This is a genomic window from Deinococcus sp. (genome assembly GCF_018260555.1).
Taxonomy (GTDB): Bacteria; Deinococcota; Deinococci; order Deinococcales; family Deinococcaceae; genus Deinococcus.
This window is the reverse complement of the sequence record NZ_JAGLBB010000015.1, coordinates 1-14,953: the sequence shown is the minus strand read 5'-3', so window position 1 is coordinate 14,953 and position 14,953 is coordinate 1. Positions and strand designations below refer to the sequence as shown.

20 protein-coding genes and 1 tRNA gene are annotated in these 14,953 nt (G+C 65.8%); 8 read left to right on the top strand and 13 right to left on the bottom strand.

Annotated elements, in window-relative coordinates; genetic code table 11:
• Window positions 1–238: 238 nt before the first annotated feature.
• Both QZ271_RS14520 and QZ271_RS04670 read right to left on the bottom strand, forming a co-directional pair.
• A complete protein-coding gene (locus tag QZ271_RS14520) occupies window positions 239–574 on the bottom strand; it encodes a transposase (protein ID WP_367114305.1) in 336 nt (111 codons plus the stop codon).
• An 18-nt stretch (window positions 575–592) separates the two neighbouring features.
• Window positions 593–1,123, bottom strand: a complete 531-nt coding sequence (locus QZ271_RS04670; protein ID WP_291429449.1) for an IS1595 family transposase — start codon at window positions 1,121–1,123, stop codon at window positions 593–595.
• 103 nt (window positions 1,124–1,226) lie between these two features.
• Between QZ271_RS04670 and QZ271_RS04665 the strand changes: the two genes are divergently transcribed.
• Window positions 1,227–1,691 carry a hypothetical protein gene (locus tag QZ271_RS04665; protein ID WP_291429447.1) on the top strand — a complete coding sequence of 155 codons (465 nt, stop codon included), beginning with the start codon at window positions 1,227–1,229 and terminating at the stop codon, window positions 1,689–1,691.
• A gap of 189 nt (window positions 1,692–1,880) precedes the next feature.
• Here the strand turns inward: QZ271_RS04665 and QZ271_RS04660 are convergent, their stop codons facing one another.
• From QZ271_RS04660 to QZ271_RS04650, 3 genes are all read right to left on the bottom strand, one after another.
• Entirely contained in the window at window positions 1,881–2,432 is a 552-nt protein-coding gene (locus tag QZ271_RS04660; protein WP_291429445.1) for a DUF1802 family protein, read from the bottom strand.
• Between the two features lie 59 nt (window positions 2,433–2,491).
• A complete protein-coding gene (locus QZ271_RS04655; protein WP_291429443.1) occupies window positions 2,492–2,854 on the bottom strand; it encodes a type II secretion system protein in 363 nt (120 codons plus the stop codon).
• Window positions 2,855–2,917: 63 nt separating this feature from the next.
• Window positions 2,918–3,376: a type IV pilin protein gene (locus QZ271_RS04650; protein WP_291429441.1), complete on the bottom strand. Its 459-nt coding sequence runs from the start codon at window positions 3,374–3,376 to the stop codon at window positions 2,918–2,920.
• A 704-nt stretch (window positions 3,377–4,080) separates the two neighbouring features.
• Here QZ271_RS04650 and dnaB point away from each other — a divergent pair.
• The 5 genes from dnaB to nrdR all read left to right on the top strand — a co-directional run bounded on the left by dnaB (window position 4,081) and on the right by nrdR (window position 7,798).
• A complete protein-coding gene (dnaB, locus tag QZ271_RS04645) occupies window positions 4,081–5,427 on the top strand; it encodes a replicative DNA helicase (RefSeq protein ID WP_291429439.1) in 1,347 nt (448 codons plus the stop codon).
• Window positions 5,427–6,107, top strand: a complete 681-nt coding sequence (locus QZ271_RS04640) for an NUDIX hydrolase (protein WP_291429437.1) — start codon at window positions 5,427–5,429, stop codon at window positions 6,105–6,107. The genes dnaB and QZ271_RS04640 overlap by 1 nt, the downstream gene beginning before the upstream one ends.
• A 142-nt stretch (window positions 6,108–6,249) precedes the next feature.
• Entirely contained in the window at window positions 6,250–6,456 is a 207-nt protein-coding gene (locus QZ271_RS04635) for a hypothetical protein (RefSeq protein WP_291429435.1), read from the top strand.
• Between the two features lie 39 nt (window positions 6,457–6,495).
• Window positions 6,496–7,218 carry an SDR family NAD(P)-dependent oxidoreductase gene (locus tag QZ271_RS04630; protein ID WP_291429434.1) on the top strand — a complete coding sequence of 241 codons (723 nt, stop codon included), beginning with the start codon at window positions 6,496–6,498 and terminating at the stop codon, window positions 7,216–7,218.
• A gap of 100 nt (window positions 7,219–7,318) precedes the next feature.
• Entirely contained in the window at window positions 7,319–7,798 is a 480-nt protein-coding gene (gene nrdR, locus QZ271_RS04625) for a transcriptional regulator NrdR (RefSeq protein ID WP_291429432.1), read from the top strand.
• A 13-nt stretch (window positions 7,799–7,811) separates the two neighbouring features.
• Here the strand turns inward: nrdR and QZ271_RS04620 are convergent, their stop codons facing one another.
• The 4 genes from QZ271_RS04620 to QZ271_RS04605 form a co-directional block, all read right to left on the bottom strand.
• The gene (locus QZ271_RS04620; protein WP_291429430.1) at window positions 7,812–8,450 is read right to left on the bottom strand and encodes a 1-acyl-sn-glycerol-3-phosphate acyltransferase; all 639 of its coding nucleotides are present in this window, start codon (window positions 8,448–8,450) and stop codon (window positions 7,812–7,814) included.
• Window positions 8,451–8,865: 415 nt separating this feature from the next.
• On the bottom strand, window positions 8,866–9,345 hold the full coding sequence (locus QZ271_RS04615) for an EVE domain-containing protein (protein ID WP_291429428.1): 480 nt from the start codon (window positions 9,343–9,345) through the stop codon (window positions 8,866–8,868).
• Between the two features lie 18 nt (window positions 9,346–9,363).
• Window positions 9,364–10,464 carry a permease prefix domain 1-containing protein gene (locus QZ271_RS04610; protein WP_291429426.1) on the bottom strand — a complete coding sequence of 367 codons (1,101 nt, stop codon included), beginning with the start codon at window positions 10,462–10,464 and terminating at the stop codon, window positions 9,364–9,366.
• On the bottom strand, window positions 10,461–10,847 hold the full coding sequence (locus QZ271_RS04605) for a PadR family transcriptional regulator (protein WP_291429425.1): 387 nt from the start codon (window positions 10,845–10,847) through the stop codon (window positions 10,461–10,463). Before QZ271_RS04605 ends, QZ271_RS04610 begins: the two co-directional genes overlap by 4 nt.
• Before the next feature lie 145 nt (window positions 10,848–10,992).
• On the opposite strand from QZ271_RS04605, the gene QZ271_RS04600 reads away from it, so the two are divergent.
• Window positions 10,993–12,078, top strand: a complete 1,086-nt coding sequence (locus tag QZ271_RS04600; RefSeq protein WP_291429424.1) for a S1C family serine protease — start codon at window positions 10,993–10,995, stop codon at window positions 12,076–12,078.
• Between the two features lie 98 nt (window positions 12,079–12,176).
• Window positions 12,177–12,392 carry a hypothetical protein gene (locus QZ271_RS04595; RefSeq protein ID WP_291429422.1) on the top strand — a complete coding sequence of 72 codons (216 nt, stop codon included), beginning with the start codon at window positions 12,177–12,179 and terminating at the stop codon, window positions 12,390–12,392.
• 114 nt (window positions 12,393–12,506) lie between these two features.
• Here QZ271_RS04595 and QZ271_RS04590 read toward each other — a convergent pair whose 3' ends face one another.
• The 4 genes from QZ271_RS04590 to QZ271_RS04575 form a co-directional block, all read right to left on the bottom strand.
• Window positions 12,507–13,403 carry an aldose 1-epimerase gene (locus QZ271_RS04590; RefSeq protein WP_291429420.1) on the bottom strand — a complete coding sequence of 299 codons (897 nt, stop codon included), beginning with the start codon at window positions 13,401–13,403 and terminating at the stop codon, window positions 12,507–12,509.
• Entirely contained in the window at window positions 13,400–14,110 is a 711-nt protein-coding gene (gene rlmB / locus QZ271_RS04585) for a 23S rRNA (guanosine(2251)-2'-O)-methyltransferase RlmB (RefSeq protein WP_291429418.1), read from the bottom strand. Before rlmB ends, QZ271_RS04590 begins: the two co-directional genes overlap by 4 nt.
• A 28-nt stretch (window positions 14,111–14,138) precedes the next feature.
• Entirely contained in the window at window positions 14,139–14,537 is a 399-nt protein-coding gene (locus tag QZ271_RS04580; protein WP_291429416.1) for a nuclear transport factor 2 family protein, read from the bottom strand.
• Between the two features lie 147 nt (window positions 14,538–14,684).
• Window positions 14,685–14,760: transfer RNA gene (locus QZ271_RS04575), tRNA-Lys, on the bottom strand.
• Between the last annotated feature and the right edge of the window lie 193 nt (window positions 14,761–14,953).

Here is a 14,953-nt window from a genome sequence, read left to right as displayed (position 1 = left end):
ACTTTCCTTCTGCTCCGCGCTCCGCGCGGTTTATCTACAAGATAAACGCAGTGTACTTAGATAATCTTGGTGTCAAAACAGACGGTACCTGTTCCACCGGCGGGTAACCCGGCGGCCCCAAAATCAAGAATGATACCCTGGCTTGTTCCGCCTCCCGCCGTGGCGACAGAACCAACTGTCAAAGTTGCGCCCGCAGGCAGGGCAGAGGCGGTGGGCGTAGTCGTATTTCCCGTTAGGCTCATCCTGGATTCCGGGGAGCTGAGGTCAAAAGTAGGTTTAACATCGGCTCCAACATCGAAAACCCGCGACAACGGATGTTGTGCATAGCCTGAAAGAAGGCCAGGTAGAGGGGCAACCAGCGCTGCGACAGGCCCCGATGAGGACGCAGCCACGAGCGGAGCAAGCTCCACACGCCTTCAATCGTGTTGACGTGGACCTCGTTGATCCCGTCGCCATCGTCTTCACGCGCCCATTCCCGGTCACCGTGATTTACGGTGACGTGTGTGTAGCCCCAGGCGGGCACCCGGGCGTAGCTTGAGTATTCATCGGTGTTGCCGACACTGCCGGCCTGAATGATATTCGGGATATGAGGCTATATGGTCCGCTGCTGAACGTTGTCGCAGAGGTAGAGCGCGAGGTGTCCACCCCGCTCGATCATCCCCAGCACTGGCGATTTGTCGTACACCTCGTCGATCTCGACCGTACCTGCGAGTGTGGGCGTGGTGGACGCGTCCACCACGCCCTGCCGGAGACTGCGGGTCATGTACTGGGCATCATCTTCGTTCAGGGCGAGTTCGTGGGCGATCTGGCGGTTACTCAGATTCAGACCCATGAGATACAAGCAGCGGTCAAGCGTCGTCATCGGCGCTGCTCTGACCAAGAACGCCACCCACTGCCGCAGGGGCTGGTGGTGACCAGCGAAGACGGTGCCTGTCAGCTCATCAAACTTCCGCTGGCAATTCAGACAGTGATATCGCTGTCTGAATCTATGGGTGTCGTCCCGGTCCTGCTTGACCACGTATGGTGCGTGGCAATGCGGGCAGTCCACGCCATCGGGCCAACGGAGTTCCCGCACGACCTTGAAGCATTTTTCGTCGTCCAGGAGCTGAATTAAGCTCAGCATGCTGATAGTCTATCAGAGCACCCTCAGCTCCCTGGAATCCAGGAAGAGCCATCACAGTTTATACGGTCGGTCAGACCCGACCCGCACCCCGGAGGACGCCACCATGAACACCAAACTGCTAGCCGCCGCCGCGCTCGCTTCTCTGACCCTCAGCGCCTGCACCCTCGCCGGCAACCCCGTCCGCAAGGACGTCGCCGGTCAGCTGCGCGGCTTCAAGTCCGACCAGAACCTCCGACTCGCCATCGTCGGGTACAACGGCGGCCAGTACACCGCCGACGGCACCCAGGGCCAGATTCTCGACCGCTTTCTGACCGGCGGGTACGCCCTCGACCTGCCGGTCAATGTTCCATACGGTTACTACCGCTTCATCGTGTTCCGCGACGTCAACAACAACAGCCGCTACGACGCCGGCGACACGGTCCTCAGCCGTGACAACGGCAAACGCCTGATCCTCGCCCAGCGCGACAACCAGTTCATGGCCGGCACCAGGACCGGTTGGAATCTCACCGACACCCAGGGCGGCGTGCAGACCACCCTCCTGAACAACTACGACCTCGACGCCCAGTAATACGGACTGCCGCTCTACTGCGCCACAGTCGTAAAAGCGCCGCCTGCGGTTCCATACCGCCCAATCCGTATCTTGTTCCTACTCGCATCCGCTCGCATTGACTCGGGACTGCAGCGAATCAATCGGAATCCGTATAGGTAGGGCGCACCTGAAAGGGGAGGGGGGAGGCCACGCAGGCCTCCCCTTCACTCATGCCAGCCGCCGCTCCAGCGCCAGCCGCCGTTCTTCCAGCACATCCTCCGGCACGATTGGCTCCCCGGCCCGCACGGTCACCTCTTCCAGCGGCACCCAGCTCACGCATCCCAGCATCCCCGCCGACTCCGGCAGGACCAGCGGCTCCAGCAGCGGCCGCACCCGCAACAGCAGCGCATGCACCCACGGCCGGTTCCGGTACTGAAAGCGCCGCTCGATCGCCGCGCCCGTCAACGCCTGCAATGTCTCCAGCCCAAGGGCTTTCTCCAGCGACTCGACCTTATGAACCGCCACGACCTCCGCCAGCGCCGGAAACCGAATCGCGCCCGGCTGCGGGTCATCACGCAGGAGCGACTGGTACTGCGGCTGAAGCTCCGCCGGATTCTGGTGGAGGAAGGTAGGGTAGAGAAGGAAGGACCGGTGCTCTACCTCGAATCCGTCATGCGTCTCCATGATCCCGCCCTTGCGGATCAGCAGCGAGAGAGTGCCTTGGGTCAGGAGCCGGGATTGGGTGTCCCATTCTTTCAGGGCAGACAGAGCAGCAGACATGCCGGGTAGCATAAAGAAAAAGCGCCCCGAACGGGACGCGCGCGCGAGCGGGAAGATCGTCAATTGCCGAATGTGAACTCACGCCCGGAAACCGACTTGACCTTCACGGTGTAACCATCTGTGCCGACCGGAAGGACCTGACAGGTCGCTACGGACTGGGGTAAATCTGCCGAAGCACCTTCCTGAACGTACAGAGCGTCCGCGCAATCGGCCGGAAGATCCGCCGTCCTGTTCGACGGGTCGTTGGTCAGCCAGGCGGTGGCGTACCCCAGCATGTGCTTGCCGTAACTCCCGGCTACACCATCATGCCCCTTGTTCCGAGCGGCCAGTGCATTGGGCACCAGCACAGCCGCCAGCACACCGATGATGGCAATGACGATCAGCAGCTCGATCAAGGTAAAACCTGCATGTGGATTGGTCATGGGTATCACTTCCTACTTGAAAAAGGCCGCCACAGAGGGCGGCCTACAGGAAATTGAGTGAGATCAGGGGGCAGTGACAGCAGCGGTCACTTTCTTGACCGTCGAGCCGTCGTAGGCGAACAGGCCACCGTTGTCCATCTCGAGGTTCACAACGTAGTTGTCCTGAGTACCCGTGCTGATGGTGCAGGTCTTAACACCAGCGGGCAGTTCGGTCACGGCCTTGCCCTGCGCGGAGGTGCAGGTCTGAATGTTGGCGGTGGCAGCAGTGTATGGGGTGATGACAACGGGATTGGCCTTCACACCGGCAGCGTCATAGCCGCCGTTGGTCAGCTTGCCGCTGACCGTGTCACGGTTCGTCTCGACGGCCGTGATGGTGTTGCGCACGAAGCTCTGCGCGGCGCTCTCGTTACCCTTGGTACGGGCGCTGAGCAGGTTGGGGATCAGGACGGCGGCCAGAATGCCGATGATGGCGATGACGATGAGCAGCTCGATGAGGGTGAAGCCCTGGGTGTTGTTCTTCATGGTGTTCTCCTGGGTGCGGCGGGTCCGGATAAGGGATGTATGGTCCGGTCCTGCCTGCGTATGGCTTTGGCAGGTGCGGGTGTCTCCCGTCCTTGCTGTGTTCAGAGTACGGCCGGGTTTCTCACAGGAGTCTTACTGAATGGCGGGCGTGGCACCGTGGCCCGGTGGGTGGATTCGTTCCGTGTTTTCCCTGTTGGCGCGCTGTTTCCCTGTTGGCGCGCTGGGCCTGGTTGGTTTTGAATCCTCTTGCTCGCCTGTCATACGGACTCCGATTGAATGGGCTGCAAAGCCCGTTCAATCCGAGCGAAGCGAGTGGGAGTAGGGCGGGTTCCGGACGTGGAGCCGGCAATCCGGCGAAGTCCCGGGTTGTCGGCGAAACAAACGGAATCCGTTTCATAGGATTCGGCGTGATACGGATTCCGTTGGTTTCGGAACTGCACCGAATCAATCCGAGCGGATGCGAGTGGGACCAACAGACACCCCTTCACGGTATGGAGCGGCAGTCTGTTTCAGAGTCGGTGGTGGGGCGGCCGTAGGGAATGTGGGGTGCTATGCTGATAGGCAGTTCAGCTGGGGCGGGCGGGTTGTCCTGGTGAATGGGACGCTCGTGTCCCCACACTTACTTGAATTTGTGGTCGCGTGCGCCGCGCTGGGCTCCCTGCGGGGGCCTGGGCGCGCGCCGCGTGCCGGAAGAGAGGCTTGTCTTGGAACTCACGCCGCGCGTTCCGCCGCACAGTAACGACGCTGAAATCAGCGTGCTGGGCAGCATTCTGCTTGATAATGACACTTTGAATCAGCTGGGGGATTCGGTCGCTCCGGAGATGTTCTACCGCGAGGGGCACCGCAAGATCTTCACGGCCATGCGCACCCTGCAGGAGCGGGGTGAACCGGTTGATCTCGTGACGCTCAGCGAGGACCTGCGCGTCAAGGGGCAACTGGATGAGGTCGGTGGCCTGACCTACCTGATCGGTCTGTCGGACCAGGTGCCCACCGCCGCGTACGCGGAGCATTACGCGCGCATCGTGCAGGAGAAGCACACGCTGCGCGCGCTGATCAGCGCGTCCGGGAAGGCCATGCAACTGGCGTACGAGGGGCAGTTACCGCTCGAGGATCTGCTGGACCGCGCGGAAAAGATGATCTTCGAGGTGGCCGAGCAAAAGCAGAAGGGCGAGGCGTACCAGGCGATGAACGAGGTCGTCACAGAGACCTTCGAGTACATCACGTTGCTGCACCAGAACAAGGGCATTCCGGACGGCGTGAGCAGCGGTTTCCGCGACCTGGACGAACAGATCAGCGGATTGCAGAAGGGCAGCCTGAACGTGCTGGCGGCACGCCCCTCGATGGGAAAGACGGCCTTCGCGCTGTCGATCGCGCAGAACGTGGCGTTGCGGGGTGAGAAGTCGGTCGCGGTGTTCAGTCTGGAGATGCCGGCGGTGCAGTTGGCGCTGCGCATGCTGTGCAGTGAGGCGCGGGTGGACATGAACCGCATTCGCAGTGGGCAACTGAACGAGCGGGATTTCGAGCGGTTGGCGCACGCGGCGGGTCGCCTGGCGGACGCGCCGATGATCATCGATGACGAGGCGGACCTGACGCTGAACGGGCTGCGCAGCAAGCTCCGGCGGATCTCGGCGCAGCATGGTCAGCTGGGGCTGGTGGTGATCGATTACCTGCAGTTGATGTCGGGCGGCAAGAGCAGCGGCGGCAGTGATAACCGGCAGCAGGAGATCAGCACCATTTCGCGTGGTCTGAAGAGTCTGGCGCGTGAGATGGAAGTGCCGATCATCGTGCTGTCGCAGTTATCGCGCGCGGTCGAGCAGCGTCCGAATCACCGGCCGATGCTGTCGGACCTGCGTGAGTCGGGTGCCATCGAGCAGGACGCGGATATCGTGATGTTCATCTACCGCGACGAGTACTACAACAAGGAAACGGATCAGCAGGGGATCGCGGAAATCATTATCGGGAAGCAGCGGAACGGGCCGGTCGGCACGGTGAAGTTGCAGTTTCACAGTTCGCACGTACGGTTCAATGATCTTGCGCCGGAGGGAGTGTAATGGCGGAGGATCACGGGAAGGCGGCGGGTCAGGCGGGCGGGCAGCGCAGGCGCAGGCGGCGGCGGGGCGGCGGGACGCCAGCGCAGCCCCGGCCGGGTCAGGTGACGAATACGACGGCTGTGCCCACGCCGGCCGCGCCGAGCAAGCGCGGGCAGAAGCGCCCGCTGGCGGACCCGCGTATCGGGGTGGGGTGCATCGTGCTGCGCGGCGACGAGATTCTGCTGGTCCGCGAGCGGGGCCGCTGGTCGCTGCCCAAGGGGGGCCTGGAGTCCGGTGAGTTGGTGCAGGACGGCGCGCGCCGCGAGACCTTCGAGGAGACGGGACTGGTCGTGGAGTTGCGGGATCTGGCGTTCATCGTGGAGTTTCAGGCGGTGACGTGGGGGCATCACCTGCAGTTTTTCTACACGGGGCGAGAGGTGGGCGGGAAGCTGGAGCCGCGCGACCCGGACCGGGACGTGCAGGAGGCGCGCTTCGTGCCGATCCGGCAGTTGCGGGAGTTCATCCGGTTCCGGCCGCGTCTGGTGGCGCTGGAAACGTGGTTGCGTGAGCGCCGGCCCCGGCATTTTGTGTTCAACCTGGATAAGGAACCGGCGATGCTGCGAAAGAGGCGCCGGGTGGGCGACCTGATGCCGGGAGCGCGGGGGCAGGAACCCGAGTTCAGTGACGAGCCTGACCTGTAGAGGCGAGCGGTTCAGGCTGGCGGATCTGGGCGGCGCGCTTCTGTGGAAGTGGGCCGCCCGTTGCTGTGGGGCAATGCTGTGGGCGGAGCGAGTGATTCCGGGAGGTGTTTGACACCCGCACATACTCTGTTAATATCAGAATATGAAGCGTCTATTACGTAAGGAGGCCGACCCGTTGCCATCCAGCGGACGCGGGTACATGCATGTCTGCCCCCACTGCGCCCAGCCCCTGACCCTGCACGACCTGCGTGACGGCGATCAGGCCTACTGGTGCCACGCCTGCAACCTGGGCCACCGCGCCAGCGATCCACCCCTGAGCGCCCTGAAACGCCTGCCTCAGACCGGCTGACGCCCGTTTGCCCGGCTGTCACTCCGCTATGCTGGGCGCATGACGCAGCTGTTCAACCCGACCCCCCACCCGGGACGCCTGAGTGAGGTCCTGGCCGGTCAGGTGATCGCCGTGACCGGCGCCGACCAGGGGTACGGCCGCACCATCAGCGCTGCCCTGGCCAGCGGCGGAGCCAGCGTCGTCCTGATCGGAGCGAACAGCGAGACCCTCGCTGCCGCCGCCAGTCACCTTGAGCACACGGGTGGACACGCCATTCCCATCAAGGCCGACGTGGGCGTTCCCCTCGACTGGCTCAGCGCGCAGAACCGCATCCTGGAAATCTTCGGCGCGCTTCACGGCATCGTGCATCTGGCCGACAAACGCTCACACAGCGAATTCACGTCGCTCGGCGAGAACGAATGGATGGACCTGTTCAATTCCAACCTCAAAAGCAGCGTGGGTATCGCGCAGATCGTGCGCCGCCGCCTGCCCGGCACGTGGATGACCATCATCGGCCCGCACCTTGATGAGCGCGGCCTGCAGGTCCACCCGCAACGCGGCGCGCTGCGCGGACTGGTCGAACAGGCCCACACCGAGGACCTGCGCCTGAACCTGCTGCTGCCCAGCCGCGCCAGCAGCAGCGACGAGACCCTGGACGCCCCACTCTCGAACGCCGTGCTGGCGCTGGCCGCGCCCGGCATGAAGCACCTGCGCGGCAACGTCATGGAGGTGCCCATGCCCGCCATCCCAAAAGTCCGCGCACTGGAATCCTACCCCCTGTGAGCCGTTTCTCTTCACGCTTCGCGCTGATTACAGCGCCTGTGCAGGGCACGCAACAGGGCACGCAGCAGGCCACCCGACAGGCCAGGCGACCGGAGTCCGTATGAGGTGCCCGTACTGCTCGGCGCCCGACAGTAAGGTCGTGAATTCCCGGCCCAGCGACGACGGGGCCAGCATCCGCCGCCGCCGCGAGTGCCTGAACTGCGCGCGGCGATTCACGACCTACGAACGCGCGCAACTCGAACCGCTGATGGTCGTCAAGCGCAGCGGCCCCCGCGAGGCGTTCAACCCGGACAAGCTCCTGCGCGGCCTGACCCTCGCCAGCGAGAAACGCCCGGTGGATCCGGCCGCGCTGCGCGCCTTCGCGTACTCCTTCGAGGACGAGGTTCAGGCCGCCGAGATTCCCGCCACCGAGATCGGCCGCCGCGCCATGACCTTCCTGCGCCCCCTGGACGACGTGGCGTACATTCGCTTCGCGAGCGTGTACCGCGACTTCGACAGTCTGGAACGGTTCATCGAGGAAATCCGGGGCCTGAAAGACCGCGACGACGCTGGCCCCACCGACCCCACCCGCGACCCCTGAACGTCACCCCAGGTCAGCGGGGAGCGAGGCCCGGCTGGTCACTGTCACCCGGTGCGGCGGGGGGCGGGTAGGCTTCGATCTCGTTCTCCGGTCTACGGCCCCGCACATCCCGCAGCAGCTCACGGATCTCCGCGAAATCCGCCTCGATATCCCCGGTGGGCGTCACGTACCCGATCACGCCCACCCGGCGGCGCTGCCAGTCCAGGATGGTCACGCCGATGGGAAGGCCCGCCTTGAGCGCCATGAAGTAAAAGCCGGTCTTCCAGTACTGCCCGCCGCTGCGCGTGCCTTCCGGCGCGACCAGCATGATGATCTCGCGTTCACGCTCGATGACGCTGACCACCGCGTCCACGAAGTTCCCGCCAGCGCGGCGGCGGTCCAGCGCCACGCCGCCCACGGCCCGCATGAACACCCCGAGGGGAAAGCGGAACAGTTCGCGCTTCGCCACGAAATGCAGCGGAATGCGGGTCGACCACTTCCAGAACAGGCCCGGCCAGAAGTCGGCGTTACTGGTGTGCGGCGCGGCCGCCGCTATGAACTTCGGTCCGGGCGGCGTGGCCAGCAGCGCCGTCCAACCTGCTGCGCGCAGGAGTCGGGCCACCAGACGGGAACCAAGAGAATGCTGCTGACCGGGCCACAGGGGAGAAGACATCGGTCCTCACTGTAGGGAACGCCCGGCCCCGCAGGCCCTGAAATGGGACGGAGTTCATCCAGAACTGCCCTTCAGAGCAGGCCGGACCCACTCCGTGCGCGAAAGACCGGGGGCAGAACCCTCCGACCGGCGTTTCAGCGTTTGCTGCGGCGGCGGGACGCCGGGCGCTCCTGCCAGGCTGCCAGAAGCAGGGAAATCACAATCACCAGACCAGCCAGTACCAGTTCCATACAGGGAGTCTCCTTCTCTGCACCTGACGTTAAGGTCACTCACCACGGCGCGACTGTGAAAAACCCCCCAACACCAGTTGGGTTCATACGCAAGACGCGAATCTATTCCCCTGGGGACGCCACTCTGACCCCGCCTTTGCCCTTCCCGCCAGCGCACTCCAGCGGGCCCGTTGCAGCCGGTGCACTCACGACAGGCCCGACAGATCCCCGAAGTCCAGGCCGGCAGCGTCCAGCGTCGCCCAGAAGGCCCCGGCCTCTACCGGCATCACGCTCAGCCGCGACCCGCGACCCGTCAGCGGTGAGCCCTCCCACTCGGGCATGTGGCGCAGCGCGTCCAGCGGCACCACACCGGGAAACGCCACCACCGGCTCCACATCCACCATGCTCCAGCGCGGCGCTACACCCGACTTCGGATCGAAGTAGTCACTCGCCGGATCAAACTGAAGGTCATCCGCGTACGCCTCCCGGCAGACCCGCGCCACCCCCACCACGCCCGGCGGCCGCGCATTCGAGTGGTAGAACAGGCACAGGTCGCCCTCACGCATTTCGCGCAGGTAGTTCCGCGCCTGATAGTTCCGCACGCCATTCCACGGCTCGCGCCGCACCCGCACCAGATCAGGAAAACCGAACACATCCGGCTCGGACTTGAGTAACCAGAAACGCATGAGGGGCAGCCTAGAGCATCACCCGCCGGGCTGATCCGTCACCAGCGGCGGCAGCGGAATGGGTTTCTCGCCCTTGAAGCCGACTGTTAGGCCACCCCAGCTGTACCCATCCGCGTTATTGGGAAGGTGATCGAGCGGCATGACCGCCACGTACACGCCGCGTGGCTGCGTCCCCTTCGGTTCGGTGGATGTTCCGCCAAACCAGGCGCTGTCGCGTGCCGGGTCCACCCGCAGGCGGTACAGGACGCTCCACTCATTGAGCTGGAGGGGCCGGTGGGCCGTCATGATGCCGTTCTCGCCGTCCGGTGGCACGACTCTGGAAACGGTGGTCGGCGGCTGAGTGCTCAGTCGGTCTCTGACCACGTGCAGGCGCACGCTGGGGTTATTACACTCTCCGACGCTCATGCCGCCCGGCCCGCTGTAGCCACTGATGCCCGAATTCTCAAAGGGTGACGGCAGCCCGTACCCGGTCTTGTAGATGCCACTGCGTTCCTGGCTGCCACAGGTCATGCGCCATGCGCTCAGCAGGACGCGTTCCTGATACCGGTAACTGCCGGGAATGCGGCCCGTGAAGTTCTGCTCCTCGTCTTCCACGAGGTTCTTCGTGAACAGACTGACCTGTTCTGGATGGTACTTATTCTCAGTGCTGCTGACGGTCACGTACAGCACGGCTTTCGTGCCGCGTGGGTAGGTGAGGGTCACGCCCTGGTACGTGCCGCGCGGGGCGTCCTTGTCGCTGAACAGGGCGTTCACGTCCTGCTGGTTCATGGCTCCGAACTGCGCGCCCTCGCGTGGCGGCAGCCACTCAAGGTACGCGGTCCAGCCCAGGCCGCCCATGAGCAACGCGGCTAGCGTGAGCCACCCGGCACGGTGCGTGAAGGCGTGTCCCAGCAGGCCCCGGTTGACGGGCTGCGGGTCGCCCATGCCGCGCACGGCGAGGTACTCGGCTTCCTCGGGCGAGAAGCCGTGCGCCTGATGTTCCTGCATCCGTTCGGTCAGGTGCGCGCGGAGTTCGGCGGCGGCGTCCAGGCGTTCGCCTCTGGGCAGGCCGCGCGTGGCGTGGTGGATGTACGCGTCGGCGCTCAGCGGCCGGCGGGGGCGGCGCAGGCGGCGGGTCACGCGGACCGCCGGGTGGGGGTGCGGATCAGCAGGGCGCGGATCAGCAGGGCGCGGATCAGCAGGGCGCGGATCAGCAGGGCGTCCAGCGCGCCGCGCAGCGTCTGCCATTCCTGGCGTTTGGTGTGCAGGGTCTCGCGGCCATCTTCGGTGAGGCGGTAGACCTTGCGGGGCGCGCCGCCCCGGTCGCTGGGTTGCCAGTCGCTCTCGATCCACCCGGCTTTCACGAGGCGGTGCAGGGCGGGGTAGAGGCTGCCCTCGCGCAGGTCGAACAGGCCGCCGCTGCGGTCGTTGACGTGTCGCAGGATGTCCAGGCCGTAGCGGGGCTGGTCCTGAAGGGCGGCGAGCAGGGCGAGGTCGAGCGTGCCGGATTTCAGTGGATTCATGGGCGGGCCTCCGGGCAGTGTCTTGCTGCGCAAGGTAATGGGCGAACACTATCTTGTCAAGCAAGATTGTCGGGCGTGGTCCTGATCTCCCGCTTCGGTTCCTTCGGCCACCGTCCCGGTCGCGCGGCCGCTCTACACTGGCGGCGTGCGCGCCTCGCCCTGGCTTCCGGTTCTGTTGATCCTCGCGCTGGCCGCGTACCTGCTGCCAGACGCCAGGCTGCCGTTCGGCCAGCCGTCCTTTCAGGTGGGTCCGGCCCCGCAGGCGCAGGTTCCGGCGCTGCCCAACGGGCTGGGCGCCGATACGCGCGAGGTGTTCACGGCCTCGCGCCCGGCCACGGTACGTGTGGAGAGCCTGAATCCTGACACCCGGAACGCGGGCCTGGGCACCGGCTTTTTCATCAGCCAGGACGGACTGGTTCTGACCGCGTACCACGTGGTCAGCGGCGGACGACTGTTCCAGATCAGCACCCTGAGCGGCAAGACGTACCCGGCCACGGTGACCGCCTTCGACGCGCAGGCCGACGTGGCCGCCTTGCAGGTCAAGCGCGCGCCGGGCGGCGGGTTTCCGTTCCTGCCACTGGCGCCCCGCGCGCCCCGGGTGGGCGAGGCGGTCCTGGCCATCGGGAACAGCGGCGGCGATTACCTGCAACCCCGCCAGGGCACCCTGCTGGGCCTGAACGCGCAGGCAGGGCGCGCGGACTTCCCGCAGGGCACCCTGGAAATGAGTGCGCCTCTCTCGCCCGGCGACAGTGGCGGCCCGATCCTCGACCCGACCGGGCAGGTGATCGGCGTGGTCAGTTACATCAGCCTGGACGGCAGCGGCCAGACGCGCCGCAGCTACGCCGTGCCGGTCGTCGAGGGCGGGCCGCTGATCGCCGCGTTACGCCGGGGCGAGAAGAAGGACGTGCCGGTCGTGGGCCTGATCCTGGACCCTGTTCACAGTGGCCGGGTCGGCGGCGCGGTCGTGAGTGACATTGCCCGCCGCAGCCCTGCCGAGAAGGCCGGGTTGCGCGGCAGCACCTTCGACCGCGGCGGCACCCTGACCCGCCTGGGCGACGTGATCACCAGCGTGAACGGCCAGCGCACCGGGGACGCCGATCAGGTCATCACCGCCATCCGCCGCGCCCGGGTGGGCGACACCATCACCCTCGGATTCACGCGCGACGGGCAGCCGCGCACCGCGCAGATCACCCTGGTCCCCAAGGCCAGCGTCCCCGACCTTCAGGAGTGACGGGTCCGGACGCCCGGGCCGCGCGGCTGCGGCGCGGCATGAACGCCTCTGAACGCCGCGCCCATCCGCACGTCACGTGATAGGGGCACACTGAACGGATGTCCAGAGCATTCGTGAAAGAAGGCGAGGGTGACCGCTGGTCACCGCCCACCACGCCGCGCGCCTACCGCGTCGTGTGGACCGGGTACGCCACCGAACCGGAAGTCATCAAAGAAACCGATGACCTGCTCGAAGCCCTGAACTGGATGGGTAGCCGAGACCGCCGCGAATTCGAGATTCGTGACGCAGCCGGGGTTCTGCTCGCCACCGGCTGACCACGCCCGTTCCTACCATGGTTCTGCAACCCTCTGCACTGGAATCCGTTTGCTCTTCCTACTCGCGTCTGCTCGGATTGATTCGGTGGAGTTCTGAATCAATCCAGGTCCGTATTACCAGTCGCCTTCCAGCGTCACGCGCGCCGTGCCTGCAAGGCTCTGACCCGGTTCCAGTACGCGCAGGTCCACGCCCGTCACGCCCCGCGCCGCGAGGTTAAAAGCGTCGGTCGCGTGTGACACCGGCTCGACCGCCAGGTTGCCGTCCGGGGCGGTGAACACAACCACGTGTGAGTACACGTTGTCGGCTGTCAGGGTCAGGGCCCGCTCGCCCCAGTCCAGCCGGGCCACGCCGTCCCACGCCGTGTACGTGCGGTCAATGGACCTCCCACCCACCGGGTTGGCCACGCGGTAGTCCTCGGCGGGCTGCACGGGGCGGGCCTCGCCCAGCGTCAACTGGCGTTCGTCGGTGTCGTAGGTCAGCTCTGCGCCCACCTGCAACGCCGGGTCCACGCCCCCCTGCATGCGCGCGAAGTACGGGTGCAGGCCCAGTCCGGCGGGCATGGCCGCCGTGTCCTCGTTTGTCAGGGTGACGGTCGTGTCGAAGTGCGGGCCGTGCAGACGGTATTCGACCTGCGCCGTGAACGCCCACGGCCAGTTGATGTCCGCAAAGGCCCGGCTGTCGAAGGTGCAGCGCAGGTGCGAGGGCGCCACCCGCTCGACCTGCCACGGCCGGTTACGCACGTCCCCGTGCTGCGCCAGCCCGTCTTTCGTGTTCACCCGCAGGCGCACCTCGCGGCCCCTGAACACGAAGTGCGCGTCCCGGATGCGGTTACTGAACGGCAGCAGCGTGAAACCCGCGCACTGACTGCTGGTCTGCACGTCCGACAGGTTCACGTGCCGCATGACCGCCCGGCCCGACGCGGCCCGCAGGTTCAGGATGCTGGCGCCCATCTCCGGCAGGACCTCCAGCTCAAAGGCGGGACCCGACACGCGCTCGACGCGCAGGGTCACGACCGTCCCCGCGTCGCCTCGAACAGCAGGATGCCCGCCGCGACCGACGCGTTCAGGCTCTGCACCCGCCCACGCACCGGAATGCTGACCAGCGCGTCGCACTTCTCACGCACCAGCCGGCGCATACCCTCGCCCTCCGCGCCGATCACCAGCGCCACCTTCCCGCTGAAATCCACGCGGCGCACGTCCTCGGCCGCCTCGCCCGCCGCGCCGTACACCCACACGTTGTCCTGCTTGAGCTGCTCCATCAGGCGCGGCAGGTTCTTCGTCTGCGCGACCGGCAGGTAACTCGTGGCCCCCGCCGCCGTCTTCGCCACGACCGGCGACAGCGGCGCACTGCGGCGCTCCTCGACGACCACGCCGTGCGCGCCCAGCACCTCCGCGCTGCGGATGATCGCCCCGAAATTCCGGGGGTCCGTCACGCCGTCGAGCAGCACGATCAGCAGGTCCTCGCCGCGCTGCTCCGCGAGCGCCAGGATGTCATCCACCTGCGCCCAGGCCATGTCCTCGACCTCGGCCATCACGCCCTGATGCTGCGTGGTGCCCGCCAGCTGATCAAGCTCGATGCGCGGCAAGAAGCGAATCCTCACGCCGGCCGCCTTGAGCTGTGACACGAACGCTTCCTCCACGCCACGCGCCACCAGCACCTCGGACACACGACCGTCCTGAAGCGCCTCTAAAACCGGATTCCGACCGTACAGCAACATGAGGGCAGTGTACCCGCCCCGACCGCGCTCAGGCCGGCGCCACCACGAACGCCGCACTGTCGTAGTACGTGCGGAACGCCGCGACCTGCCCGCCGCTCAGGTCGATCAGGCTGACACCCCGGTACTCCACCGGATGCCCGCCCCGCAGCCGACCGGACGCCGTCCACTCCATAACGCCCAGCCCGCCCGCCTCATGGCTGCGGGTGAACTCGCTGCGGATCTCCTCGAAATTCCCCAGGTACGTCTCCCAGAACGCCCTCGCGCCCGCCTCGCCCTCCCAGGTCTGCTGCGTCAGGTTGCGCAGGGTCACGTCCGGCGCGTGCAGCGCCAGGAGCGCGGTCACGTCGCCCGTCGCCTCGGCCTGCTGCAACGCCGCCATGAACGCCCGTGTGGTGGTCTGCCCGCCGGTCTGCTGATCGTTCGTCATGACCCCACCAGACCACCCCGCCGCGCCGCACCCCGTAAGAAGACCCACCAAGCCAACGCCGCATGAACGCGTTCCCGCCCGCATGAGCGCCAGCCCACATCACGCTGAACCCCCGCAAGCAGAAACCCCCACACGCGTGGGGGTCTGTGGTGGATCGTGTAGGAATCGAACCTACAACCCGCTGATTAAGAGTCAGCTGCTCTGCCAATTGAGCTAACGATCCAGAGCGAGGGGAAGTATACGGGCGGTCCTGGTGGCTGTCAAGCGTGCCTGTCGCTTTCTGGTCTGGTTAAGTATCTTGGAGCGGGAATGGAGAGGTTCCGGCGCTTTCCCGGAATCTCGCAATGTTAGCTTCAACGTACGTAACTGCTCAGCACGATAAACACGGCAAAAAACGCTTGTTCCCGTTTTGTATG